Origin of the sequence: Hyphomonas sp. L-53-1-40 (assembly GCF_000682775.1) — a bacterium.
GTDB lineage: Bacteria > Pseudomonadota > Alphaproteobacteria > Caulobacterales > Hyphomonadaceae > Hyphomonas.
The window spans coordinates 195383-219220 of the sequence record NZ_AWFI01000015.1; the positions used below are offsets into that span (position 1 = coordinate 195383).

Here is a 23838-nt window from a genome sequence, read left to right on the forward strand (position 1 = left end):
AGGCAAACAGGATCCTGAACATGAAATTCTTCGTAGATACCGCAGACACTGGCGATATTGCTGAACTGGCGGCGACCGGACTGATTGACGGGGTTACCACCAACCCGTCACTCATCGCGAAGTCGGGCCGCCCATTCGCGGATGTCGTCAAGGAAATCTGCGAGATCGTACCCGGCCCGGTCAGCGCGGAAGTTGTTGCGACCGACTATGACGGGATGATCTCTGAAGGCCGCAAATTGGCGAAGATCGCTGACAACGTTGCCGTAAAGCTTCCGCTGACGCTGGAAGGCCTGAAGGCCTGCCGGACGCTGTCGGATGACGGCACGATGGTCAATGTCACGCTTTGCTTCTCGGCAAACCAGGCGCTGTTGGCGGCCAAAGCCGGCGCAACATTCATCTCGCCTTTCATCGGACGTCTCGACGACATCAATGTCGACGGCGTGGAGCTGATCGCCGATATTCGCCAGATCTATGACAATTACCTGTTCGATACGGAAATTCTTGCTGCGTCGATCCGGACAGCCAATCACGTCAAACTATCGGCACTGGCTGGCGCGGATGTGGCGACCATGCCGCCATCTGTCATCAAGGGCCTCGTCAAGCATCCGTTGACCGACAAGGGTCTGGAAACCTTCCTGGCTGACGCAGCGAAGGCCGGCATCAAGGTCTGATCGACATGGCAACGCCAGACGGCCCTCAGGGCCGCGTCCTCATTATCGCCGGATCTGATTCCGGCGGTGGTGCAGGTATTCAGGCTGATATCAAGGCAGTCACCATGCTTGGCGGTTATGCGATGACCGCCATCACCGCCATCACAGCTCAAGATACGCGCGGCGTCCATGGTGTGTGGCCCGTGCCCATTGAGGGCGTGGTCGGGCAGATGCGGGTCACGCTTGCTGACATTGGCGCCGACGCAATCAAGACTGGCATGCTCGGGTCCGCCCCTTTGGTCGAAGCGGTCGCGGAACTGTTGTCGGAGCGTGCTCAATTGGTCCCGCGTGTCATCGACCCTGTCATGGTCGCGACATCGGGTGACCGGTTGGTTGACGCAAAGGCGGTTGAGGCGATCCGGTCCGAACTTGTTCCGAACGCGCGCCTTGTAACGCCCAACGCTCCCGAGGCTGAAGTTCTGACCGGGAAGGCCGTGGACACGGTCAGTGGCCAGCGCCGTGCGGCTGAGGCCCTGCTGGAACTTGGTGCGAATGGCGCGCTGGTTAAAGGCGGGCATATTGGTGGTGATGTCATCACGGATGTGTTGCAGACGACGACGGGCGAATGGGTGTTTGAAAGCCGCAGGATCGAGACGAGCTCGACCCATGGAACGGGTTGCACACTGGCGTCGGCCATTGCCGCGCTTCTGGCACAAGGAAAAAGTGTTCCGGACTCGGTTGAACAGGCCCGGGAATACTTGCTGAAAGCGATTCGCGCGGCCAAGGGGTTCGGGACCGGCCATGGTCCGGTTCATCATGGTTGGGTGCTTGACGAGGAATAGACCGCCTCAACGACCGTTCAGAAATCATCGTTTTTCCAAGTACGCGTCCCGTGGCATTCAGTCGTCCTGATTGGAGACTCTGTCATGCCGACTTTGCCGTTCTACCAAATTGACGCCTTTGCTTCAAAGCCATTCGAAGGCAACCAGGCGTGCATCATGCCGCTGGAGACATTCTTACCGGATGAAACCCTGCAGGCGATTGCGGCAGAAAACAACGTCGCCGAGACGGCCTATATTGTTCCGGCGGGGGAGGGGGTGTGGACGCTTCGCTGGTTTACGCCAACAGTTGAGGTGCCCCTTTGCGGTCACGCAACGCTTGGAACAGCACATGTGCTGTATCAGGAGCTTGGATACACCGGTGCGGGTCTTGTATTCGATACGATGAAGTCCGGTCGCCTGCATGTTCGGCGTTTGGAAAATGGCCGATTGGAAATGGACTTTCCATCGGCCCCCATTCAAGAAATTCCGGTGACGGATGAGGTGGCGGATGCGCTCGGCGCGCGCCCCGTCCAGGCATGGGGCGGCATGTTCTATGCGGCTCGCTTTGAAACACCGGATAACGTACTTGCACTCAAGCCTGACCTGAAGGCGCTAAAGGACCTTGGTGCGCCGGGGGAAGGCTGGGATCGTGGGAATTTCGGGTGCTTTGCCGCTGGCGGGGAGAGTGTCGCTGTAACCAGCCGCTTCTTCGCGCCGGGCAGTGGAATCGATGAAGACCCTGCAACAGGTAGTTGGCACACGATGCTGGCGCGGGTCATGAGCGAACGATTTGGTCTGGACGAGATGTCTTGCTACCAGGCCTATCCGGGCCGGGGCGCAAAGATCGATACGCGTCTTGAAGGCCATCGCGCCAAACTCATAGGTCGTGCGGTAACAGTGATCGAGGGCAGCTTCCGTCTCTGAATCCTTATTCACTGCCCCAAGGCGCAGGAGGTGGCGCAACGGCTTGTGAAGTATCGAACTCGATTCGGAAAAAGCGTTTCGGGCGCTTCATCTCATACGCGAACAAATTGTCTGACGGACGCACCTCGATCGCCCAGGTGTTGTCGTTGGACTGAGGAATGCCTTCAGAATCGAACAGGGCTTTCGTGGCATCATCCGCCGGAAAGGCCATTCGGCTGGCGCTGGCCTGGTCATTACGTGCGCCGCCATACCATGTGATTGCATCGGGGCTGCCATCCTCATGCGTGTGCGCATGGTGCAAGGCCAGACGGGGTCCATCATTGTGGAGCACCCAGACACGGGAGCGATCGTCTCCGACATGGAGCGGAATGCGGATTTCCTGCGGAGAACAATCCCGAACATGCATGATGATCCGCTCTGTGCGCCACGCATCATCGTCTGGATCGTCACTAACAATCTTGCCTTCAAATGCCTGCCCGCAAAGGGCTGTCAATCGAGACATGAATTCTGCGTCCGAATCCTGTTTTACTGGCTGGCCGCAGGCGGCTGCCAGGGCCAGAAGGACAAGGCTTGCGAGTAGGGGACGCTTCATCTTGAACCTTTCTCTAGTGGCGGAAGTGGCGCATGCCAGTAAAGACCATGGCGAGGCCGGCCTCATCGGCTGCTGCAATGACTTCATCATCGCGAATCGAACCGCCTGGCTGGATAACAGCTGTTGCGCCAGCCGATGCCGCTTGAAGCAGGCCGTCCGGGAACGGAAAGAATGCGTCGGATGCGGCAACGCATCCCTTGGTCTTTGGCTCAGACCAGCCTGCGATGTCTGCAGCGTCCTCTGCTTTGCGCGCGGCAATACGTGCGGAGTCAATCCGGCTCATCTGTCCTGCACCAATGCCCACGGTTGCACCGTCTTTGGCGTAGATGATTGTGTTGGACTTCACATGCTTGGCGACGCGCCAAGCGAACAGCATGTCATTCAATTCCTGCTCGGTTGGGACTTTCTTGGTCACGACCTTCAGGTCTGCCTTGCCGATGCGGCCAAAATCACGATCCTGCATCAGGAAGCCACCGGAGACCGTCTTGACAAACCGGCCAGCCGAAGCGGGGTCCGGCAGGCCTTCCGTAATCAGGAGGCGGAGGTTTTTCTTTTTGGCAAACACTGCTTCAGCGGCTGCATCTGCTCCCGGTGCTATGACGACTTCTGTGAAGACCTGGGAAATTTCCTGTGCGGTTGCTTCGTCCAGCGGACGGTTCAGCGCGACGATCCCGCCAAAGGCTGAAGTCGAGTCACATGCCAGTGCCGAGCGATAGGCTTCGATGATGCTCCGGCCTTGTGCAACGCCGCATGGATTGGCGTGTTTGATGATGGCGACGGCAGGGGTCTCATCACCCAGTTCGCCAATCAGTTCATAGGCGGCATCTGTGTCATTGATATTGTTGTATGAAAGTTCCTTGCCTTGCAGCTGTTTTGCTGTTGCCACGCCGGGACGTTTCTCGCCGGTCACGTAGAAGGCGGCTTTCTGGTGCGGGTTTTCGCCATAGCGCAGCGATTGCTGGAGCTTCCCACCGAGGCTGGCCCAGTCTGGAGCGCTCTCGCCGAGCTGGTCTGCATACCAACTGGATATTGCGGAATCATAAGCCGCCGTGCGGGCATAGGTTTTCGCGGCCAGCTTGCGGCAGAGAGTGACGCTGACATGGCCATCGTTTGTCTCCATTTCAGCAAGCACTGCGTCGACATCAAAGCCATCCGTACAGACGGCGACGAAGGCACCATTCTTCGCCGCCGCACGCAGCATGGCGGGACCGCCGATATCGATATTCTCGATGCAAGTGTCGAAGTCTGCGCCGGAGGCAACTGTCGCCTCAAATGGATAGAGGTTTACATAAATCAGGTCGATCGCGCCAATGCCGTGTGTTTCGGCGTCTTTTACGTGGGAGGGATTGTCGCGCAGATAAAGCAGACCGCCATGCACCGCCGGGTGAAGCGTCTTCACCCGACCGTCCATCATTTCCGGAAAGCCCGTCAGGTCGGCAACATCTTTCACATCCAGCCCGGCTTCTTTCAGAAGTTTCGACGTGCCACCGGTGGAGACCAGTTCGACACCTTTGGCGGCAAGCTTTTGAGCTTGTTCCACCAATCCAGTCTTGTCAGACACGGAAAGCAGGGCGCGGCGAATACGAACGGGGGCTCCGCGGGTGGCGGCATCTGTCATGTTGAGAATTCCTCTGGCGCAGGCTGAATGCTTGTGCCGCGGGGCGTATCATGACCGCGGCGTGGGTCAAGCGCTCCAGCGTCGCGCCTTTTCGGCTCGCTCGCTGGCATATTCCGGAACGAGAACGCCCAACAGGCGCAGGGCTTCAGAGCGCTCGCGCCGGGATGCCGCCTCGATCAGCTCTCCGAGCCGCTTTTCAAAAAGCTCGGAAGGCGCATGCAGGTTTTCGACCTGCCAGATGCCGTCCACTTTGGTGGAGACTACGGCTTCATGCTCATAGGTCAGCACCTCATGCATCTTTTCGCCATCGCGCAGGCCGGTCGTGGTGATCTTGATGTCGACACCCGGAACCAGGCCCTTCATGCGGATCATGGTTTCGGCCAATTGCAGTATCGGCATGGGTTCGCCCATATCCAGAACGTAGAGGCCGGTTTCTGATGTGCGATCCTGAAGTGCGGCCGACTGAAGGACGAGCGAAGAGGCTTCCTCGACGGTCATGAAGTATCGCGTCACGCCAGGATCAGTCAGAGTGACTGGGCCACCCGCCGCGATCTGGCGCTCGAACAAGGGAACCACTGATCCTGATGAGCCAAGGACATTTCCGAATCGAACGATTGATGCGGCCATGCCGGTTTGCGCTGCAACCCGAGATACGGCCATCTCGGCCAAGCGTTTGGTAGCGCCCATGACATTGTCCGGATCGACCGCTTTATCTGTGGAGATAAAGACAAAGCTCTTCGCGCCAACCGCCGCCGCGGCTTTTGCCGCGTTCACCGCGCCCGACACATTGGTCAGGATGGCTTCGCAAATGTTACGTTCCATCAAGGGAACATGCTTCAGCGCCGCCGCGTGGATGACGACATCCGGCTTTGCGCGCGTGAACACGTCGCGGACACGGTTCATATCGCGAACATCGCCCAGTCGGGCCGTGTGCCGGTTGGGAGGCAGGATGCCCGCCAATTCCATGTCGATCGAGTAGAGATTGAATTCTGAGGCATCGAACACGGTAATTGACGCGGGTTCGAGCCGGGCGACTTGGCGTGTAAGTTCCGAGCCAATCGTTCCGCCACCACCTGACACCAAGACATTCGCATTGCTCACAAGATCACGGACCGGTTCGATGCAGAGATGACGTTCCGGGCGCGACAGCAGGTCCGACGGGCGAACGGGCTCCAGTACTTGTGCCGTTTCATCCCGATTTAGCGCCATGATTTCGGCGCCATGGTCAGAAGCGGTCTCAAGAACCCGGATTGTCGTCTCGCGTTTACGTGCAGCGCCCGTCACAGCAACCCAAGGCGTTTGCTTGTATCGGACCGTCAACACTTCAATCAGGTCGCCCAATTCGTCGAGAGAGCCGAGAATTGGAATGCCGCGAATGGCCCGGCCCGGCTCGGTAGCCTCCACGTCGACCAAGCCGAGCAGACGAATCTTGCTGCTCTGGGCCGATGACTGGATGCGGCGGATGACCTGAACGCAGCTCTGCGAATCACCTACGAGGAGAACCGGCTGTCCATTCTTGGCGACCGGGCTGAAGATCTGAAACGGCTCGTGTGTGGTGCGGGAAAGGGCGAACATGCGTCCGGCGAACAGGCCAAGCGTCCACAGGATGAGCGCAACGCTCAGAGTCGCGAAGGGTGTTGCCAGCAACCCGTTCAACATCAACATGACCGGCAAGTAGATCAGGGCCGCAAGACAAACCCCCTGGAAGATACGTACTGCATCGGGCCAGCCCATATGACGCCAGACCTGCTTCTGAATGCCAAGCACGAGGAAAGATAGTGCGACGGCTGCAGCGAAGAAGACGGTGCTGATGGCGATCGAATTGAGGGGCAAGTCAGCGCGGGGCGCCTCGGACGACCAGACCAGTAACCCGGAAAACGCCATGGCAATGATCGCGATGCTGATGTCGAACCCGAGGGTCAGCGTCATAGCGCGTCGAGCGGCCTGTTTTGGCGTCATGCGGATCTTTCCTTCAGAAATGCCCAACGAATACAATTCGGCGGCTGTTGTCCGTCCCCGTTAGGATCTGCAAAACCAGCCATAACGATTTGCTCGGGTCTTTCAACCACACCGCGCGCAAGATAAACTGTACGTTCAAGGCGCGCACCTTCATGGCTTGTCTTGAACTTCCAGACCGTACCGTCATCACACACCAGACGAATGGCATCCCGGCCCATGATAGCTGTGACCGTAGGATGTAGGTGAAAGCGAATTTCAAAGCCGATGAACTTCCGGTCATCCGACGGTGGCTGAGAGACTGGTCTCACAAGGGAGTCCTCGCCCGTCAATCGCTGGCCATCGCCCGACATGAAAAGGCGGCGACGGTGCAGCAATCCGCAGGGTGCCTTGTATCCGCCATGCTGTGCATCGAGCCATATCTCGTCGCCTTCTTCCAGGCGCTTGGCTGAAATACCTTCCGGTCCATGGGCAGAAAGAAGACGTGATTCGTCGTTCAATGAGAAGGTAGATGAGTCCCGACCAGCCAGGATCAGTGTGGAGTGGGCCCCCGTGCGCCGCACGGCGGCTTGCCAGTCCACGTTCACCTCGGCGCTATAGCCGCAAGAGGTAACAAGACGGCTTGGTCCGTCCGAAAGCTCGAATCCGAGCGCGCCTGCATGGGCGAAATCGCTGAAGGGGCGCTCAGGCGCTTCACCACAATCGAGGATCAGCCGAAGGCTGTTCTTTTCAAGCTTCTGAAAGCCGGATTTGGGCGCGAAAGTGAACCGGCGAGGTGGAGAGGACAAATGGGCGAGCGCCGCCTCGACAACTTCCGGTCTCGCCTCGTCGCTATCATTGAACGGGCTGAGCGCGCCGTCGCCGGCTCGAAAAAAGGCGACCATTGCACCCATGCGCGAAACCCATTTCTCCAAGAATTCCGGTTCCGGGTGGCCAGCGCGTCGGAACAGGTCCCGAAGCGTCAGAAGATGCACAAGCGCGCGCAGGTTTCGCGACGGGCTGCGGCTTACATGCCCACCATCGGGAAGGATTTGCGCCGTGCATTCTGCGTCCAGTCTGGCGAGGGCGGTCTCCAGGCTCATTGCGCGGTCTATGCACAATGCGCCTGCAACGATTGTGACCGCACCATACCAGCGCGCTTTGGGATCGGTTGCCGCGTCGATTTGATCAGAAAGGTAGCGGATTTGCCGAACCAGGCATTCTGACCGGGCTCGTTGGGCATCTGCGGAGCCTGATTCGAAAAGAGCCGCGCCGCACAACATCCAGTTCCAACACCTCACGCTGGTAGGCGCCAGCCTCCAGGAGAACCCATTGAAGCTTCCATGGGATTCGATCCAGTCGTCGACAAAGCGTCTGGCACGTTCTGCCCCAAGGTCGCCCTGATCAAACAGATCAGGCAGCCATGAAAACCGATGCAGCCGATCCGCGAAGTGTTTGGAGGGAAGGGGAGTCGACCATGGCGGTTGGCCCGGCGCGAGGGTCAGACGCTCCATGCCGATGCGCCATATGTCCTGCATCAGCGCTTCGCCGCGCCGGTCATCCGTCGGCACAATTGGGGTCAGATGATGGGAAAAAGCATCTGGAATTGGCCCAGACAGCTTCAGGCGCTGCAGGACACCGACTTTGGCATCATCGCCACAAGCTCCACGAAACCTGCGCCAGAGAGCGGCGTCATCTGCGCCGGTTCTCGTGCGGTCAGCAAGGATTTCGCTATCTCCGCCTCCCACGTCCACCGTCCATTCCGTCAAGAACTATACTTTTAGATTTGGTCTGAGCGACCTGATGTTGTCAGCATAGGCCGACCCGCCGCCCTTGAAAACGGCTGACCCGGCAACAATTGCACTAACGCCCGCGGCGATGGCTTTTGGAGCAGTCTCCGGATTCAGGCCGCCATCGATTTCCAGGATGATATCTCTGCCAGTTGAGTCGATCATTCGTCGCAGCTGTTCGACCTTGCGTAACTGGCTGTCGATAAAGGTCTGACCGCCGAAACCGGGATTGACTGACATCACCAGGATCAGGTCGATATCGTCCAGTATGGGCTCCACGATACTGGCGGGTGTGCCCGGATTTAAGGCAATTCCTGGCTTCATACCGGCAGCGCGAATCGCCTGAATCGTACGATGGATATGTGGTCCGGCTTCCGGATGAACCGTGAGGATGTTTGCGCCAGCCTTCGCAAAGGCAGCAATGAACGGGTCCACAGGGGCGATCATCAGGTGCACATCGAACGGCTTGTCCGTGCATTTGCGGAGCTTTTCGATCACCGGAGGGCCAAAGGTCAGGTTTGGCACGAAATGCCCATCCATGACGTCGATATGGATCATGTCTGCGCCAGCATGGTCTATGGCGGCAATCTCTTCACCAAGGCGAGAGAAATCTGCAGAGAGAATCGAGGGAGAAATCAACACGTCGCGCATGCGCAATCCCTAAGCTGGAACAGCCGACCACACAAGGTGGCCGGCTGTCCGAAGGTGTAGAGATTGGGCCTAGTAGCCGCCGGCCGGAACCAGTTTCCAACCATCAGCCCCGGCAATGATATCGACCGGTGTACCTGGCGCGATATAGACATCCGCGCCCTGAATGATTTCCTTCACGTCACCCGTCGAGAAACGGACAATGTAGGCATAACCCTGTTGCTTGCCGACAGCCTTGCCAGCTGCGTTACCGGCGATGCCGCCGATGACGGCGCCACCAATGGCTCCCGCAGTCTGGGCCTTGTCGCCGCCACCAAGCTCGGAGCCTGCCAGACCACCCAACACGGCGCCTGTTGCGGTACCAATTAGGGACCGGTCAGATTGGATCGTTACGGCACGCACCGAAGTCACTGTACCGGTATAAACGGTAGAAGCCTGACCGACCGCACCTGGCGTGGCTGTTCCAGCGCCATAATTGCTTGCACATCCGGTGAGTGCCAAAGCGAGGGCAGCAAATGCGCCCACAGCAACTTTCCGGGGAGAAAATTCGGTAATCATGTTGAGTGCTCCCTGCACATTAGATGGGTTATCATTGCACAGTTCGCCCTGAATGGCAGATGAACTCTGCGAGACCTTTTTGTGGCAAGTCTGTTTACCGCTTGAAAACCATGCGCGGATTGAAATCGATCAAATCCGCTGCAGGCGCGCAATGTAGAAGGCGTCATGCCCCGCGCCGTATTGCGGCAGGGTCAGCAGATCGCCCTCTGGCGTCAGGCAATGCTCGAAACCGGGAATTTCTGCCTCGAATACAGGCTGACGTGAATAAAGCCCCGCCGTAATCGCCTGATCGACGATATTGCGTCCTTCGGAGTCAAGCGGGGTGCAGACGCAATAGATGACGATGCCGCCCGAAGTGACCATGTCGGCGGCGGCTGTCAGGAGGCGCGTCTGCGCTGCCGGGAAGCGGTCAATTTCTTCCTCTCGCTTGATCCACGCGCCCTCTGGATGACGTCTCAAGGTGCCCAATGCGGAGCAAGGGGCATCCAGCAGCAATTTGTTCACCGGAATCTCCGGGCGCCATTCATCTGCATTGGCCGCAACGATGTCCGCAGACAAGCCCGTTCGCGCAAGGTTTTCCCTAAGGCGCTCCAATCTCGGCTTGGACCGATCGACGGCGGTCACTTTCGCACCGGTGGCCGCCAGTTGAAGTGTCTTGCCGCCTGGCGCCGCGCACAAATCCACGACCTGATCGGTCCCGGTCACATTGAGCAGTTTTACAGGGAGGGCGGCAGCGGCGTCCTGAACCCACCAGTCACCTGCTTCAAACCCAGGCAGGGCCTCGACATTTGCGCTGTTCAGGCGGACCGAACCGGTCGGCAATAAGTCGCCACCGGTTGCGTTAGCAACATCGCGTGGGTTGGACCTTGCGGACAGGAAGATTGGCGGCTCGTCCATTTGGTGCGCGGCAAGAAGCTCTGCGCGATCGGCGCCAAGATCGTTCGTAAACCGGTTGGCCAGCCAATCCGGCCAGATCAAGCTCGCGGGCATTGCATCAAGGTCAGGCGTCGTATCGGCTGCGCGTCGTAACACAGCGTTGAGAAAACTGCCTCCCGAACGCGCATCCGGCCAGCCCTTGGCCGCTTCAACCGTTTCCGACACTGCGGCATGAGGCGGAGTTTCCAGCCGCCAAAGCTGCACTACGCCAACGCGCAATAGGGCGCGAATGGCAGGGCTGGTGGCGTTGAGTGGTCGCGACAGCAGGGGTGAGAGACCCGCATCAATGCGGCCAAGTTCACGCAGGGCGGCGCTCGCCATCAGTCGGGCAAAGCTCCGATCGGGCCCTTCCAGATCGTTGAAGCTGTCAGATTTGAGCATAGCCTCGTCCAGCGTGCGGCGGCTTTCCAGCGCCAGCATGAGCAATTCGGCTGAGGCGCGCCGTGCCAGGGCGCCGCTCATGAGTCTGACTCCATGATCAGCCCCACGGTCCGGCTTGGCGACGCGGTGCATCCGCAGTCTCGGAGCTGACGCCCATCTCGGCTGCCATGCGGCGCAAGGCCTCAATCCGGTTCGCGGTTGCCGGATGGGTTGAGAACAGATTGTCGGCGCCGCGTCCATTGAGGGGATTGGCGATGTACATGTGCGCCATGGCGGGGTTGCGCTCGCGGGCACCGCGTTCAATCTTCTGAAGCGCGGAGGCTAACCAGAGCGGATTGCCACAAATCTCTGCGCCCCGCTTGTCGGCCTCGTATTCTCGCGACCGGCTGATGGCCATCTGCACAAGGGCGGCCGCCATCGGCGCGAAGATCATGATTGCGAGAGAGCCGATGAGGCCCGCCCGCTCGCGGCCAAAGAACAGCGCGAAATTTGCCAACATGCCGATCGCACCCGCAATTGTTGCGGTAACGGTCATGGTCAGCGTGTCGCGGTTCTGCACATGCGCCAGTTCGTGCGCCATAACACCTGCGACTTCCTCGCGGGTCAGCGAGCCGAGCAGGCCAGAGGTCGCGGCGACGGCGGCGTTTTCGGGATTGCGCCCGGTCGCAAAGGCATTCGGTTGCGGTGTTTCAATAATGTAGACGCGCGGTGCAGGCAGGCCAGCGCGTTCTGCCATGCGGGCCACATCACCCGCAAATGTGCGCAGCATGGGGGAGGAGGTCTCCGGCGTGACCTCTTTGGCACCCTGCATGCGCAGGACAATCTTGTCGGCATTCCACCATGAAAATACGTTCATGCCAGCGGCGACGACAAAGGCGATTGCCATGCCGAGAACACCGCCGATCAGATAGCCGACCGCCATGAACAGCGCGGTTAGCGCAGCCAGTAACATGAAGGTTTTTGCGGTACCCATGGGTGACACGTCTCCAGTGGTTTCAGTCGGGGGATGTTTAAATTCCCCAGAAACCTATATGGGGATTGTTAACGAAATGGGGAGTGCAGATGAGCACACCGGACTTTCCTGATGCGGCCGAAATCGCGCGTCGCGAGACCCTGACACCAGAGGCGCGTCGCGCGCTGGAAGAGGCAGATGCGCGTCGAATCGAGATGGCTGAGGACGTCTCTGAGCTGCCGGAGAACGAGCGTGGCGGCCCTCGCAAGATCGAGCCAACCCGGTATGGCGATTGGGAACGCAAAGGCATTGCCTACGACTTCTGAGCAGACCGGCCTTAGAGGCCCAGCACTTTCTTTGCGATGATGTTGCGCTGGATCTCGTTGGTGCCACCATAAATTGATTGGGCACGCCCTCCGAAATACGTCGCCACATCCGGCGCAGCATAGGGGGGCAGGGTGGCTGGAAGGTCGCCGGCCTTGCCGAAGGGCTGTCCGAAATGGCCGACGGCATCCAGCATCAGTTCGGTAATCTGCTGGTGGGTCGTGGTTGCCAGGATTTTTACTGTGGATGCTGCATCGCCCGGTGATCCGCCTGCGGAGAGCGCGGAGAGGATGCGGAAGACAGTCATCTCCAGGCCATCCACCGCCATTTCTGCTTGGGTCAGCTTTTGCGCAAAGCCCGGATCATCGATCAGGCGGTAATTGCCGCTCTCAGGCAAGGAGCGAGCGATCTCGCGCACATGGCGCAACATGGCCCGTTTGCCGCCGATGCGAGCATAGGAGGTGCGCTCAAACCCGAGCAGGTACTGCGAATAGGTCCAGCCCTTACCCTCTTCGCCGATGCGAAACTCTTCCGGTACGGTGACGTTGTCGAAGAAAACTTCGTTCAGCACATGCTTGCCATCGATCGTGATGATCGGCTTCACCGTCACGCCGGGCGCATCAATGGGGCAACAGATGAAGGTAATCCCTTCCTGCTTCTTCCCCTCATTGGAGGTGCGCGTCAGCAGGAAGATCCAGTCGGCATGCTGGGCGGCCGAGGTCCAGATCTTGTGGCCATTCAGCGTATAGGTCCCGTTTTCCAGCACGGCGCTGAACTGGAGCGATGCGAGGTCTGATCCTGATCCCGGCTCTGAATAGCCCTGTGCCCAGCCGACCGAGCCGTCGCGGATGCCAGGAAGCCATTTTTCCTTCTGGGCGTCCGACCCGAATGTGTAGAGTACCGGCCCGACATAGACGACGCCCATAGGCGTGACGGTTGGCACCCCTGCGCGCTCCAGTTCTTCATCAAAGACGTATTGTTCCTCGACGGACCAGCCGGGGCCTCCATATTCTTCGGGCCATGCCGAGGCGAGCCAGCCTTTCGCGCCGAGCGCCATTTCCGACTTTCGGACCTCTGCTGTTGTCAGCGCGTGACCTGCGCGGTTTTTCTCAAGAATGTCCTTCGGAAAGTCCGTTTCAAAGAAGGTGCGGACGGTCTGCCGAAAGGTCTCCGTTTCCGGGCTGAAATCGAGGTTCATGGCATTTTCTCCCTTCCTGAAAAGCGTAGGGCAGGGCCTGCCTCAAGCAAGCCCTGCCCTCGCGTCGCCCGGAAGGGCGCTCAGCTCGCAGACTGGATCAGGCCGCTTTTACTTCCTCGATCCACTGGTCGATGCGGCGTTCGAGGATTTCCAGCGGCAGAGCGCCGCCGCCCAGAACGGTGTCGTGGAAGGCGCGGATGTCGAACTTGTCGCCAAGCTCGTCTTCAGCCTTCTTGCGCAGCTGCTGGATCTTCATCATGCCTATCTTGTAGCTGGTCGCCTGACCCGGCATCACGATGTAACGCTGGATCTCGGAGCGCGCCTGCATCTCGGTGATGGCCGTATTGTTCAGGAAGTACTGAACGGCCTCTTCCTCGGTCCAGCCCTTGGAGTGGATACCGGTGTCGACAACAAGACGGATTGCCCGCCAGATTTCGGAGCCGAGGCGTCCGAAATTGGAATACGGATCTTCATAAGTATCCGGGAATTCCGTGGCCAGCCATTCGGAATACAGCGCCCAGCCTTCGATGTAAGCGGTGAAACCGGCCTGGGTGCGGAACTGCGGCACGCCTTCCAGTTCCTGCGCGATCGAGATCTGCATGTGGTGACCCGGAATGCCTTCATGATACGCGATCACTTCCAGTTCGCGTTTCGGCATCGCGGTCATGTCGGACAGGTGTGCGTAGTAGGTACCTGACCGCGATCCATCCGGCGTTCCCGGATAGTAGTGCTGGGCAGCTCCGTCCTGTTCGCGGAACGGCTCGACGCGTTTCACGACGAGGTCAGCTTTTGGAAGGATGCCGAAGAATTCCGGCAGGTTCGCCTTGATGTTTTCGATGTCGCGGGTCGCGTCGTCAATATAGGCCTGACGTCCCTCATCCGTATTCGGATAGTAGAAGCGTTCATCATCCTTGGAATCGCGCAGCATCGTGAAGAATTCCTGCAACGTGCCTTCAAAGCCGACCTGCTGCTTGATGGCTTCCATCTCTTCGTGGATACGGGCGACTTCTGCCAGGCCGATCTCGTGGATTTCGTCGGCTGTCAGGTCGGTCGTGGTCTGCGTGGCCAGCAGGTGGTTGTAATAGTCCTTGCCGTTGGGCTGGGTGTCCGCGCCGACCGGGCTGTCCGGATCCGGCGAATTGGCCATGTCTTCTTCAGCGAAAGCGATGATCGCCTCGTACGCAGGCTGGAAATTATCAACCAGCGCGATGCGGGCCTGTTCCAGCTTGGCGTCGGCCTCTTCCTCGGTCAACTCGCCCGCTTCGGAAAGCTTGGCGATCTCGGATTTGACGTCGGCGTAGAGCGCACTGTCTTCCCCTTCGGTGAACGGCGCACCCGCGATGACTTTCTTCGACTGGTCGATCACGCCTTCATAGGCAAATTTCGGGGCATGGACGCCACGTGAAGCTGATTCCCTTGCAATCAGGATCGCCTCATTCATGGCGCGGCCGGTTTCGCTGATCCGGTTAACGAGGGCATCGAAGTCCTCGACCGATTCCACGTTGTGGAAATTGATGAGGAAGGTAGGCATGAAGCCCTGTGGGCCGTTCATCTGATCGAAGATGTAGCCATTATAGAGATATTCTTCGCCGGCGACTTCCTGCTCGGTCTGGTACTTCCAGATATCATAGGAGATACGGTCTGCTGGTGAGAGCGCATCATAGTCGAACTCGTTTTCCATCTCTTCGGTGGCTGCAACGCGCCATGCCAGCTGTTCTTCGTGGCACTCAAGGGTGAAGCAGTCGATCTGGTCGTTCTTGTCCTTGCGGCCCAGGAAGGTCAGCCCGATCGGGCTGAATTGCAGTTCTTCTTCGTACTTCGCATCAAACCATGCATTCAGGCGTTCGCCATTGGCTGCCATTTCTTCTGCCGTTACAGATGGCTGTTCAGGTTCGGCGGCGGGGGTGGGCTGGCCACAGGCGGTCAGCGCAAGCGCAAGGGCAATCGCGGTGGCGGTTTGCTTGATCATGAGAGACTCCGGAAAATTTTTCTCGAATAACGATAAGACTTGGTATTCCTTTCCGCGGCGCTGTGTCAATTGGCAAGTCCTCTTGGGGGCGTTAGGGGAGGGGGATGACTGATCCGCGTATTTCTCCCGACGACACATCCCGCCGCGACCAGCGTGTGCTGCGAATTGGCACGCGGGGTTCTCCGCTCGCGCTCGTGCAGGCCCGGCAGGTGGCAGCGGCGCTGGAAATTCACTCTGGCGGTGCATGGCGTGGTGAGATCGTTACCTTCACGACATCCGGAGACCAGCTGACAACTGAGCGTCTAATCGATGCGGGCGGCAAGGGTCTGTTTACGCGCGAACTCGACGCGGCGCTCGACCGGGGTGAGGTGGACGTGACAGTCCACAGTCTGAAAGATGTTCCTTCTGTCCTGCCAGACGGGCAGCGCTTTGTGGCGTTTCCGGACAGGGAAGACCCCCGTGAAGGTTTTCTGTCACCGCATGCGACCAGTTTGAATGAATTGAAACAGGGTGCACGTGTGGGCACCGCCTCCCTACGCAGGGAAGCGCAGACTTTGGCCCGGCGCCCCGACGTCGAAATCGTGACCTTCCGCGGCAATGTCGCGACCCGTATGCGCAAGTTGGAAGAGGGGCTCGCAGACGCGACCTATCTCGCCATGGCTGGGCTGACGCGCCTCGGCATGGCGCATTTGGCGCACCCGATCCCGCTGGAAGACATGCTGCCAGCCGCCGGGCAGGGGATCGTCGGCATTGTGGCGCGGGAAAATCTGGCTGAAGATGCTGCAGAAGCGTTCGAGAAGATGAACCACGAGCCGACCGAGGCCGCTGCCCATATCGAACGGGCCTTCCTCGCGGCACTGGACGGCAGCTGTCGCACACCGATTGCGGCGCATACGTTTGACAAGGGCGACACCTGGTTTGTGAAGGGCGAAGTTCTGTCGCTCGACGGTAAGCAGACTTGGTCGGCCAACGGATCGTGTGCCAAGGCGTCCACATTGCATCAGATGACGGATCTGGGGGCCAGGCTTGCCGCTGACATTCGCGATGCGGCAGGCGGTGAACTGCCAGCCTTTGGCAGCGCATGGTAAAGCCACCGGTCATCGTGACGCGTGCGGAGCCCGGGGCCTCCGAGACCGTGACACGGCTGATGGATATGGGTTTTCATGCCATTCGGTCTCCCATGCTCGAGCTGAGAGCGCTCGAAGCGCCCATGGTAGACTTGTCGGGCATCTACAATCTGGTCTTCACGAGCGCAAATGGCGTTCGGTTCTTCGTTGATGCTGTCGGAGGTATCACGGAGCAGGTCGCTGATCTGACTACGTGGTGTGTAGGGCCTGCGACGGCGGATGCGGCTGAAGCAGCAGGCTTCCAGAAGATTGTGCGGGGAGACGGAGATTCTGACGAACTCGGCCGTTTGATCCTGTCTTCGGTATCTACAGAAGGCGGTTTCCTTCATATTGCGAATTCGGCGGCAGCCGGAAACCTGGTAGCGCAACTGTCCGCTGCCAAATGCGATGCCCGCTTTCTGGCGCTCTATGAGACGGTTCCAGCATCAGCCCTGCAAGCGGATGCAGTTCAAACACTCCGCTCCGGTTCGGGTGCGGTTGTTCTGGTTCATTCAGCCAAGGCTGCGCATGTTTTTGCGGCCCTATCCGAAAGCATACCAATGGAGACAAATATCTGCGTCGCAATTTCGGAGGCTGCCGCAGCCCCGTTAAAGTCTTCGCAGGCACGGGCACTTATATCTGCTGCCAGGCCCAATGAGGACGCGCTCATGGAGGCTTTGTTGCAGGCGTGCAAAGAGCTTTGATCGCTGCCGAACTATATGCGATTGTGGCTAGAACTCCCGTCTGAAGGGAAATGTGATTGATGACCGAAGATTCGACACCGGAAGACGACCATATCGACTCATCTGAGCCGATTGATGCTGACTTCGAACCTGCCCCTGAAGAAGCCGTGCGGGGAAGCGGTGGCGTTTCTGCGGGGCCTGGCTGGCTGGGTGCACTCGTTTTATCCCTGTTTGCTGCCGGTCTTGGCGGTATTCTTGGCATGGCCGGTTCACGATACCTTGCAAACAACCCGACCAATCCCGGCACGGTGGATTCGCGCCTGACCGACATGGAGGCAGGGCAGGAAGAAGTATCCATCCGGCTGGCCCGGACGATACGCGAGCAGGATGGATTGAGTGCGAGCATCTCTGCCCTCGCAACCGAGGTCGAAGCGCTGGCCCAGCGCGAAACCGGGTCCGCAGCTACAATAGATACAAGCGCACTTGATGAGCTTCAGCAGCGCGTCGTTGCGCTTGAGTCTATCGACACGACAGGTGAAGTCAGTCCGGAAGATGTCTCCCGCGCTGTTGCCAGCCTTGAGTCTCGGATGGAAAGGCTAGCCCGATCAGTTGAGCAATTGGAAGCGGCACCGAGCGGCGTCCAGATCGAACGGGTGATCGAGGTTGAAACCAAACTGGCCGAACTGCGCGACGATTTGAGTGAAGCCAAGCTCTCGAACAGCCGCGACGCCGAACAGATGGCGGGCCTGATTGCGGGTATGCGTCAGGATGAGGCCGCTGCGCGCGGGGCAGCCGAAGCAGCGTCCCAAACGGCCGACATGGCCCGTGCGGTGTCCGCAATAGAGGCTGCCTCCCGAAAAGGCGGAGGTTTTGCGCCGGAACTGCGCATGCTCAGGTCGCAACTACCGGACGATTCTTCGGTTCGACAGCTGGCGTCCATATCCGCGGAGGGGGCGCCGACGGTTGCAGAGCTCCAGGCTTCTTTTGATGTCGCGCGATTGAAAGCAGAAGCGGCCATTCCGGACACGTCGGAAGAGGGACTGTCCTGGCTCAATCGCGCTTTCGGGGACGCTGTCAGTGTGCGGCGGCTGGACGGCGAGGACAGCGAACCGGATGCCATTCTTGCCAAGGCCAGTGAAGCGCTGGCAATCGGCGACCTCGAAGAGACGGTCGAAATGATAAACCGACTTGAAGGCGCGCCCGCCAGGGCCATGGCCGACTGGACCGCCCAAGCAAACCGGCGCATCACTTTGGAAGCGGCGCTGGAAGCCTTGCAACAACGCCTCCTTGAAGGGAAACAATAGCCCCCCATGAATCGGATTGTCCTGTTTGTCGTAATCTTGCTGCTGTTTGCAGTGGCGGCTTCTTTTGCCTGGTGGGCATTGTCACTGCCAGGTGCGGTGACTGTTCCCTATGGCGAGCAGGAGATCTCAATCCAGTCGGGTCTGGCCGCGTTCCTTATGCTGTTGCTCGGCGGCGTGATCGCCTTTGCCTGGTGGATCCTGAGTGGCCTGTTCATTCTGCCCGGAAAGATCGGAAAATCTCGCCAGGTATCGCGCACGCGCAAGGCTAATGCCGCGCTGACAGAAGGTTTGCTGGCTGCCGAAGCGGGCGATGCCAATACCGCGCTGAAACTGGCTCGAAAAGCCGGGAAGCATGCGGACGACGAACGATTGCAATTGCTGCTTGAAGCCCGCGCCGCCGAAGCCAATGACGACTGGGCTGGCGCTGAGCGCGCTTGGGGCCAGTTGACACGCTTGCCGGGCGGGCAGCTGGCGGGCCTGCGCGGATCAGCATCGGCTGCGGCTGAGCGCGGTGACCAGCAGACGGCGGAGTCCCGGGCGCGAGAAGCGCTGGGGATCAAATCCTCGGCCGATTGGCCGTTCAACTCGTTGTTCGATTTGCAGGTCGCGCGAGGTGAGTGGACCAAGGCGCTGGAAACGCTTTCGATCGGTGAGAAGCGCGGTCTCATCAAGGGCGACAGTTTACGCCGCCGCCGGGCCGTATTGCACACGGCGCGAGCCGCTGGCTTGCCGCATGACCGCAAACTGGAAGCCCAGAAAGAACTCGCCGAGGCCATGCGGTCTGCGCCGGCATTCTCTCCTGCAGCTTGGCACGGCGCACGCCAGCTGATGACCGATGGCAAGGCAAAATTAGCGCAAAGCGTGCTGGAAACGGGCTGGAAGGCGCGGCCACATCCGGCGTTGGCACAATTGTCTCGTCGCCTTGTTCCTCAGGACACACCGGAGAATGTTTCAGCGCGCCTCAGGGCCCTGATTAATACGAACCCCACTCATCGCGAAAGCCGTATCCTGGAGGCCGAGCTGGCCATGGATTCGGCCGACTGGACAGGTGCGATCAAGGCGCTTGCTTTGCTTGTCGAGGAGAATCCGACAGCACGGCTTTGCTTGCTGATGGAGCGTGCCTTGAAAGGCTATGGTGATACGTCTGAAGCTGAGCGTTGGGGCCGTATGGCCGTTTCCGCGTCGCGTGAGCCTGATTGGTCGGACCTGGATCCGAAAGGCATGGCGTTTGACTTCTCGCAGCGCAATTGGAGTCGGCTGGTCTACACATTTGGCGATGTCGGAGACCTTGTCCATCCACGTTATGAATCCTTCGGGCGCGAGCTTGAGGCCGGCCGGGTCATGGCGCTGCCGTCACCCGACGAGGAGGATGATCTCGCCACTGCCACTGCGCCGAGCGAACCCCGCATGCCACCGCTGGATTATGTCTCGGATGACGACTAGGCTTGGCGACTGCGGCTGCTGGCTCGCCACGTACAAAAGCATCTTGCGAAAATAGGCCTCTGTCGGTATGACGCGGGGCTCATCAGTGGATTTGCCGCTATAGCTCAGCTGGTAGAGCATCGCATTCGTAATGCGGGGGTCAGGTGTTCAAGTCACCTTAGCGGCACCATTTTCTTTCCGACAATCCATTGCCTTCAGGCGTTTGTCCGATGCGCAGTCCCCTCCAGAAACGCGCGCGCTGCTGATAGGTCCTGCGCGAAGCGCTGACGTTCAGTTCGGGCGCGGTCCGGGTCTGGCAAGCGGAGCAGATAGGCTGGGTGGACCGTAACAAGCACAGATGCCGCGCCGGGCTGGGGCAGGATCTTGCCGCGCATATCCGACACCTTGATCGAGTGGCCCAGCACGCCGCGCGCCGCGCTTGCCCCCAGCGCAATGATCAGGTCCGGCTGAACATGCCGGCGTTCCAGGTCGAGCCACCAGCGGCAGGTGTCGATCTCTCCCGCATTGGGTCTTTGATGCATGCGCCGTTTGCCGCGCGGCTGGAATTTGAAATGCTTCACCGCATTGGTAACATATGCCTCATTCCGGTTCAGCCCGGCGTCGACCAGCACCCGGTCCAGCAACTGTCCGGCAGGTCCAACGAAGGGGCGGCCGGAAATATCTTCCTGATCTCCAGGCTGTTCACCGACAATCATCAGTCGCGCATTGGTCGGTCCTTCGCCAGGTACTGACTGAGACGCGTCCTTGTAGAGTGGGCACCGCGTGCACGCCGATAGCGCTTTTCTTGTTTCGGGCAATGTCTGAGGCGTCGGGGCAGGGGTGGCCTTTCCGATCCGCCGGCGGGTCAGGACTTCGGCCAGCGGGTTCGGCGCGCGCTCGGGTTGAAGCTGCATGGATTTCGCCCTTTCTGATGCGGTCGCAATCAGGTTCGGGATGAGGTCGGCTTCAGGCAGGTTCTTCCAGTATTTGCGAGGCATCTCCGAAGTCATCGCAGTCACTTTCAGGCGCGCTGGATTGAAGATCGATTTGAAATAGGTACGCCACTGGTCCTCAACCGCATCAGCCGGAGTTACATCGGACTTGCTTCCCCCCTCGGCGTAGCGAAGCATTGTGCCATCCCATGCGGCGGACATGGACGGTGTGACGATGATCCAGTCCATGTTGGGAAACCGACGTTGGAAGAAAGGTGCGCTGAGTTCAAGTGTCCGATGAGTGGGTTCGAACCAGGCTGCAAACTCTTGCCGACCGGCGGCCCCCGCATTTACCTGTCTGAACCGAACAAAGGCGTGGGTCTTATGAACATCCCGCCGGATCGCCTTGTCACAATCTTCCAGCCATTTCACATCCGTTTCCGTAATACGGCTGAGATAGGCACCATCCTGCTGGAGTCGCCACAGGATCCTGTAGAGCCGGATGAACCGGCTGGTGTCGGTGTGACAGACGACGCGTCTGGCGCGGTCAATAAACAGTTTCGGAACACGAGGTCCCGAAGACGACGGCGGAGCGGGGTGCGGCTGGTAAGCGGGTGTTGCAAACAGTGTTCCAGCGTCACCTTCAATGTGCCACTCGACTTCGTCCGGTTTGACGCCTTCGGCCAGTAGATGTCGGGACAATCTGCGCCAACCGTCAAAGTCTGTTGGAGACTGCAATTCGACAGTGATCATGAAAAAAGGTCCAACTGTCTTGGCCGCGAAACAAAGCGATCTCTCAAGCCAAGGGAATCGGTCAGATGGCCCGGAGTCCAGTTCGCGGCTGTGATAAATGGCCGAATATTTTTCAGACTACGTACGATCTTTCCGAGGTCTGTCAGCGTCAATCGTGTGTGCCGTCTCGCTTGAACGATGCGCTTGGCGGACGCCGGACCGAGCCCGGGTATCCGCAATAGTTCTCCGTAGGAGGCCTTGTTGATATCCATTGGGAACAACCCTCGGTTCTTCAATGCCCAAGAGAGTTTCGGATCGATTTCCAAGTCCAGCATGCCGTTCTCGGCGACCGACGTGATCTCTGCGGTCGAGAAGCCATAGAAGCGAAACATCCAGTCAGCCTGGTACAGGCGGTGTTCCCGGATCAGGGGAGGGCGGACAGGGGGAAGGTCGGCACTGGCATCCGGCACCGGACTGTAGGCGGAGTAATAGACCCGTTTGAGGCCGTAGCCGGCATAGAGCTTGGACGAGGACTGCAGGATGTCTGCATCGCTCGAGGAGTCGGCACCCACGATCATCTGGGTCGACTGCCCGCCAGGAGCAAATGAAGGGGCTTTGGCCCGTTTCAAAATGCGGCTGGAACTCGCATCCTTCACATTGTCTATTTCATGGCGGATGTCAGCCATTGCCTTTCGGATGGTCTGGCCACTCTTTTCTGGAGCGTAATGGGTCAGTCCTTGCTCTGAAGGAAGTTCGACATTCACCGACAGTCGGTCGGCATGCAGGCCTGCAAGCCGGATCAGCTCCGGGTCAGCCTCGGCGATCGTTTTCAGGTGGATGTATCCGCGGAATCCGTGGTCTTGGCGCAGGCTGCGGGCCACTTCCAGCAGCTGCTCCATTGTGTAATTCGGGGACTGGATGATGCCGGACGAAAGGAAGAGGCCTTCGATATAGTTTCGCTTGTAGAAGTCGAGCGTTAGCTTGACGACCTCGTCCACCGAGAAGCGTTCGCGCCGCACGTTTGAAGATGACCTGTTGATGCAATAGCGGCAGTCGAAAATGCAGAAATTGGTCAGCAGCACTTTCAGAAGTGAGATACACCGCCCATCCGGCGCGTAGGAATGGCAAATCCCCATACCTTCGGTGGATCCGATTCCGGCTGTGCCCAGTGCATTGCGTTTCTTGGACCCTGAGGACGCGCAAGATGCGTCGTATTTCGCAGCGTCCGCAAGAATCTCCAATTTCTGTATGATTGTTCGCCGTGCCATGATCTGCTCTCCAGAATTAGAACATACCACGAACAAATGTCGTCGCATTAACTCATATCAGTTACTCTGCAGAGCGCCCCATATCCGCATTCTCTGGTGAGCCGAGCACATAGTCAGCCTCTGCTACATAACGGCTTGGTCCATTACCCATATGGCTGGAATAGAGGTGAAAGCCTTCGGCCCAGAAAGGGCCGCCGCGATAGTCATTGTTGCGTTCAACCCAAGCCGTTGCCTCGTCCAATAGGGTGCCGTGCAGATATGCCAGAGTAACATGCGGTGTGAACGGGCGCCGGTCGGGTTGAAGGCCAAGGCGCCGTGCGGCCCGCTCGCATTGTGCGGACAAGGCGCGCAAGGAATCACACTCCCGGACGCGTGCCCAAACGGCAGTTGGCTCGCGGCGGCCAAACCATCCCATGCCCTCCAGAGAAAGTTCGAAAGGCGCACAGCAAATTTCGGCCAGCAATTCGTCCAGGTCTCGTGCGCTGGCATGCGAGACATCCCCAAAGAAGCGGAGCGTGATGTGAAAATTGCGGGGCGGGCGCCAACTGGCGCCTGACAGGCTTGTCTGGCGTTCAACCAAGCCGGCGTGGATCTCATCTGGAATGGGAAGGGCAGCGAACAAGCGATACATGTATCTGTTGAACAGGTTTCCGTCGCAAAAGAAAACCCGGCGCAATGGCCGGGTCTCCAGAAACTCTATGCACCAGCGTGTATTAGCCGGCGAGCGCTTCGAGCTTTCCAAACTGTTCTGCCAACAAATAGTAGAACGTCACGCGCGACTTGGAGCCACCTTCGGCGCTCATCTGGTCGCAAACTGCCTTGATGGCCGCGTCCAGCTCGCTTTGAGTGTGCGGCAGACCCAGCTTGCCGCGGCACCATTTCTCGCGAATGCGATCGAGTTCAACAGAATCGCTGCAGGCGACAATGGAGCTGTCCCGATTGCGTAAGGCAATCCCCAGTCGTCCCACGATCTTTTCTGCTGCGGCCTGATTGTAGCCTTTCGCATATTTCTTGATGTTTTCGGCATATTCAGATGCGTCTGCCATGTTTGTCCCCTTCATTCTTGGCGTCCCCACTGTTGGAATTACGCCAGAA

Annotated in this window: 22 protein-coding genes and 1 tRNA gene; 9 read left to right on the forward strand and 14 right to left on the reverse strand. The window is 59.0% G+C overall.

The genetic code is table 11. From position 1 onward, the window contains the following. Window positions 1-20 precede the first annotated feature (20 nt). The 3 genes from fsa (at window position 21) to L53_RS10130 (ending at window position 2395) form a co-directional block, all read left to right on the forward strand. On the forward strand, window positions 21-671 hold the full coding sequence (gene fsa, locus L53_RS10120; protein ID WP_034814821.1) for a fructose-6-phosphate aldolase: 651 nt from the start codon (window positions 21-23) through the stop codon (window positions 669-671). A 5-nt stretch (window positions 672-676) separates the two neighbouring features. Further along, the gene (gene thiD, locus L53_RS10125; RefSeq protein ID WP_034814823.1) at window positions 677-1492 is read left to right on the forward strand and encodes a bifunctional hydroxymethylpyrimidine kinase/phosphomethylpyrimidine kinase; all 816 of its coding nucleotides are present in this window, start codon (window positions 677-679) and stop codon (window positions 1490-1492) included. A gap of 84 nt (window positions 1493-1576) precedes the next feature. Next, a complete protein-coding gene (locus tag L53_RS10130; RefSeq protein WP_034814825.1) occupies window positions 1577-2395 on the forward strand; it encodes a PhzF family phenazine biosynthesis protein in 819 nt (272 codons plus the stop codon). A gap of 4 nt (window positions 2396-2399) precedes the next feature. Here the strand turns inward: L53_RS10130 and L53_RS10135 are convergent, their stop codons facing one another. The 8 genes from L53_RS10135 to htpX form a co-directional block, all read right to left on the reverse strand. Next, entirely contained in the window at window positions 2400-2987 is a 588-nt protein-coding gene (locus L53_RS10135; RefSeq protein ID WP_034814826.1) for a hypothetical protein, read from the reverse strand. Between the two features lie 13 nt (window positions 2988-3000). Continuing rightward, complete coding sequence (gene purH / locus L53_RS10140) at window positions 3001-4605, reverse strand: bifunctional phosphoribosylaminoimidazolecarboxamide formyltransferase/IMP cyclohydrolase (protein WP_034814827.1); 1605 nt, start codon at window positions 4603-4605, stop codon at window positions 3001-3003. A 66-nt stretch (window positions 4606-4671) separates the two neighbouring features. Further along, a complete protein-coding gene (locus L53_RS10145) occupies window positions 4672-6564 on the reverse strand; it encodes a polysaccharide biosynthesis protein (RefSeq protein WP_051607798.1) in 1893 nt (630 codons plus the stop codon). Continuing rightward, window positions 6561-8309, reverse strand: a complete 1749-nt coding sequence (locus L53_RS10150; RefSeq protein ID WP_233347736.1) for a heparinase II/III family protein — start codon at window positions 8307-8309, stop codon at window positions 6561-6563. Before L53_RS10150 ends, L53_RS10145 begins: the two co-directional genes overlap by 4 nt. Before the next feature lie 3 nt (window positions 8310-8312). Beyond that, entirely contained in the window at window positions 8313-8981 is a 669-nt protein-coding gene (gene rpe, locus L53_RS10155) for a ribulose-phosphate 3-epimerase (RefSeq protein ID WP_034814829.1), read from the reverse strand. 69 nt (window positions 8982-9050) lie between these two features. Continuing rightward, window positions 9051-9536 (reverse strand): glycine zipper 2TM domain-containing protein, encoded by a 486-nt coding sequence (locus L53_RS10160; protein ID WP_051607800.1) that lies wholly within the window; start codon window positions 9534-9536, stop codon window positions 9051-9053. Between the two features lie 129 nt (window positions 9537-9665). Next, window positions 9666-10934, reverse strand: a complete 1269-nt coding sequence (locus tag L53_RS10165; protein ID WP_034815205.1) for an RsmB/NOP family class I SAM-dependent RNA methyltransferase — start codon at window positions 10932-10934, stop codon at window positions 9666-9668. 16 nt (window positions 10935-10950) lie between these two features. After that, on the reverse strand, window positions 10951-11826 hold the full coding sequence (gene htpX, locus L53_RS10170) for a zinc metalloprotease HtpX (protein ID WP_034814831.1): 876 nt from the start codon (window positions 11824-11826) through the stop codon (window positions 10951-10953). An 89-nt stretch (window positions 11827-11915) separates the two neighbouring features. On the opposite strand from htpX, the gene L53_RS10175 reads away from it, so the two are divergent. After that, window positions 11916-12131: a DUF1674 domain-containing protein gene (locus tag L53_RS10175; RefSeq protein WP_034814833.1), complete on the forward strand. Its 216-nt coding sequence runs from the start codon at window positions 11916-11918 to the stop codon at window positions 12129-12131. Between the two features lie 11 nt (window positions 12132-12142). Here the strand turns inward: L53_RS10175 and L53_RS10180 are convergent, their stop codons facing one another. Next, complete coding sequence (locus tag L53_RS10180) at window positions 12143-13327, reverse strand: acyl-CoA dehydrogenase family protein (protein WP_034814835.1); 1185 nt, start codon at window positions 13325-13327, stop codon at window positions 12143-12145. 97 nt (window positions 13328-13424) lie between these two features. Next, window positions 13425-15296, reverse strand: a complete 1872-nt coding sequence (locus L53_RS10185; protein ID WP_034814837.1) for a DUF885 family protein — start codon at window positions 15294-15296, stop codon at window positions 13425-13427. A gap of 104 nt (window positions 15297-15400) precedes the next feature. Here L53_RS10185 and hemC point away from each other — a divergent pair, with 104 nt between their 5' ends. The 5 genes from hemC (at window position 15401) to L53_RS10210 (ending at window position 20001) form a co-directional block, all read left to right on the forward strand. Further along, on the forward strand, window positions 15401-16384 hold the full coding sequence (gene hemC / locus L53_RS10190; protein WP_051607802.1) for a hydroxymethylbilane synthase: 984 nt from the start codon (window positions 15401-15403) through the stop codon (window positions 16382-16384). Then, entirely contained in the window at window positions 16378-17106 is a 729-nt protein-coding gene (locus L53_RS10195) for a uroporphyrinogen-III synthase (protein ID WP_034814839.1), read from the forward strand. The genes hemC and L53_RS10195 overlap by 7 nt, the downstream gene beginning before the upstream one ends. Window positions 17107-17165: 59 nt before the next feature. After that, window positions 17166-18389 carry a COG4223 family protein gene (locus tag L53_RS10200; RefSeq protein ID WP_034814841.1) on the forward strand — a complete coding sequence of 408 codons (1224 nt, stop codon included), beginning with the start codon at window positions 17166-17168 and terminating at the stop codon, window positions 18387-18389. 6 nt (window positions 18390-18395) lie between these two features. Next, window positions 18396-19832 carry a heme biosynthesis protein HemY gene (locus L53_RS10205; protein WP_034814843.1) on the forward strand — a complete coding sequence of 479 codons (1437 nt, stop codon included), beginning with the start codon at window positions 18396-18398 and terminating at the stop codon, window positions 19830-19832. Window positions 19833-19925: 93 nt separating this feature from the next. After that, a tRNA-Thr gene (locus tag L53_RS10210) sits at window positions 19926-20001 on the forward strand. A gap of 25 nt (window positions 20002-20026) precedes the next feature. On the opposite strand, the gene L53_RS10215 is transcribed toward L53_RS10210, so the two are convergent. The 4 genes from L53_RS10215 to L53_RS10230 form a co-directional block, all read right to left on the reverse strand. Further along, entirely contained in the window at window positions 20027-21496 is a 1470-nt protein-coding gene (locus L53_RS10215; RefSeq protein ID WP_034814845.1) for a UdgX family uracil-DNA binding protein, read from the reverse strand. Then, window positions 21493-22743, reverse strand: coding sequence for a putative DNA modification/repair radical SAM protein (locus L53_RS10220; RefSeq protein WP_034814847.1), 1251 nt, complete (start codon window positions 22741-22743; stop codon window positions 21493-21495). Before L53_RS10220 ends, L53_RS10215 begins: the two co-directional genes overlap by 4 nt. A 61-nt stretch (window positions 22744-22804) precedes the next feature. Next, complete coding sequence (thpR, locus tag L53_RS10225; protein ID WP_198019788.1) at window positions 22805-23419, reverse strand: RNA 2',3'-cyclic phosphodiesterase; 615 nt, start codon at window positions 23417-23419, stop codon at window positions 22805-22807. A gap of 37 nt (window positions 23420-23456) precedes the next feature. Then, window positions 23457-23789, reverse strand: coding sequence for a DUF2853 family protein (locus L53_RS10230; RefSeq protein WP_034814850.1), 333 nt, complete (start codon window positions 23787-23789; stop codon window positions 23457-23459). Between the last annotated feature and the right edge of the window lie 49 nt (window positions 23790-23838).

What these genes read in the sequence shown, in the direction of transcription:
- rpe (WP_034814829.1), bottom strand. Translation starts at nt 8,981, where the DNA reads ATGCGCGACGTGTTGATTTCTCCCTCGATTCTCTCTGCAGATTTCTCT.
- purH (WP_034814827.1), bottom strand. Translation starts at nt 4,605, where the DNA reads ATGACAGATGCCGCCACCCGCGGAGCCCCCGTTCGTATTCGCCGCGCC.
- htpX (WP_034814831.1), bottom strand. Translation starts at nt 11,826, where the DNA reads ATGGGTACCGCAAAAACCTTCATGTTACTGGCTGCGCTAACCGCGCTG.
- L53_RS10200 (WP_034814841.1), top strand. Translation starts at nt 17,166, where the DNA reads ATGACCGAAGATTCGACACCGGAAGACGACCATATCGACTCATCTGAG.
- L53_RS10165 (WP_034815205.1), bottom strand. Translation starts at nt 10,934, where the DNA reads ATGAGCGGCGCCCTGGCACGGCGCGCCTCAGCCGAATTGCTCATGCTG.
- L53_RS10130 (WP_034814825.1), top strand. Translation starts at nt 1,577, where the DNA reads ATGCCGACTTTGCCGTTCTACCAAATTGACGCCTTTGCTTCAAAGCCA.
- L53_RS10160 (WP_051607800.1), bottom strand. Translation starts at nt 9,536, where the DNA reads ATGATTACCGAATTTTCTCCCCGGAAAGTTGCTGTGGGCGCATTTGCT.
- L53_RS10185 (WP_034814837.1), bottom strand. Translation starts at nt 15,296, where the DNA reads ATGATCAAGCAAACCGCCACCGCGATTGCCCTTGCGCTTGCGCTGACC.
- thiD (WP_034814823.1), top strand. Translation starts at nt 677, where the DNA reads ATGGCAACGCCAGACGGCCCTCAGGGCCGCGTCCTCATTATCGCCGGA.
- L53_RS10215 (WP_034814845.1), bottom strand. Translation starts at nt 21,496, where the DNA reads ATGATCACTGTCGAATTGCAGTCTCCAACAGACTTTGACGGTTGGCGC.
- hemC (WP_051607802.1), top strand. Translation starts at nt 15,401, where the DNA reads ATGACTGATCCGCGTATTTCTCCCGACGACACATCCCGCCGCGACCAG.
- L53_RS10180 (WP_034814835.1), bottom strand. Translation starts at nt 13,327, where the DNA reads ATGAACCTCGATTTCAGCCCGGAAACGGAGACCTTTCGGCAGACCGTC.
- L53_RS10220 (WP_034814847.1), bottom strand. Translation starts at nt 22,743, where the DNA reads ATGGCACGGCGAACAATCATACAGAAATTGGAGATTCTTGCGGACGCT.
- L53_RS10230 (WP_034814850.1), bottom strand. Translation starts at nt 23,789, where the DNA reads ATGGCAGACGCATCTGAATATGCCGAAAACATCAAGAAATATGCGAAA.
- L53_RS10135 (WP_034814826.1), bottom strand. Translation starts at nt 2,987, where the DNA reads ATGAAGCGTCCCCTACTCGCAAGCCTTGTCCTTCTGGCCCTGGCAGCC.
- L53_RS10175 (WP_034814833.1), top strand. Translation starts at nt 11,916, where the DNA reads ATGAGCACACCGGACTTTCCTGATGCGGCCGAAATCGCGCGTCGCGAG.
- L53_RS10195 (WP_034814839.1), top strand. Translation starts at nt 16,378, where the DNA reads ATGGTAAAGCCACCGGTCATCGTGACGCGTGCGGAGCCCGGGGCCTCC.
- L53_RS10205 (WP_034814843.1), top strand. Translation starts at nt 18,396, where the DNA reads ATGAATCGGATTGTCCTGTTTGTCGTAATCTTGCTGCTGTTTGCAGTG.
- L53_RS10145 (WP_051607798.1), bottom strand. Translation starts at nt 6,564, where the DNA reads ATGACGCCAAAACAGGCCGCTCGACGCGCTATGACGCTGACCCTCGGG.
- fsa (WP_034814821.1), top strand. Translation starts at nt 21, where the DNA reads ATGAAATTCTTCGTAGATACCGCAGACACTGGCGATATTGCTGAACTG.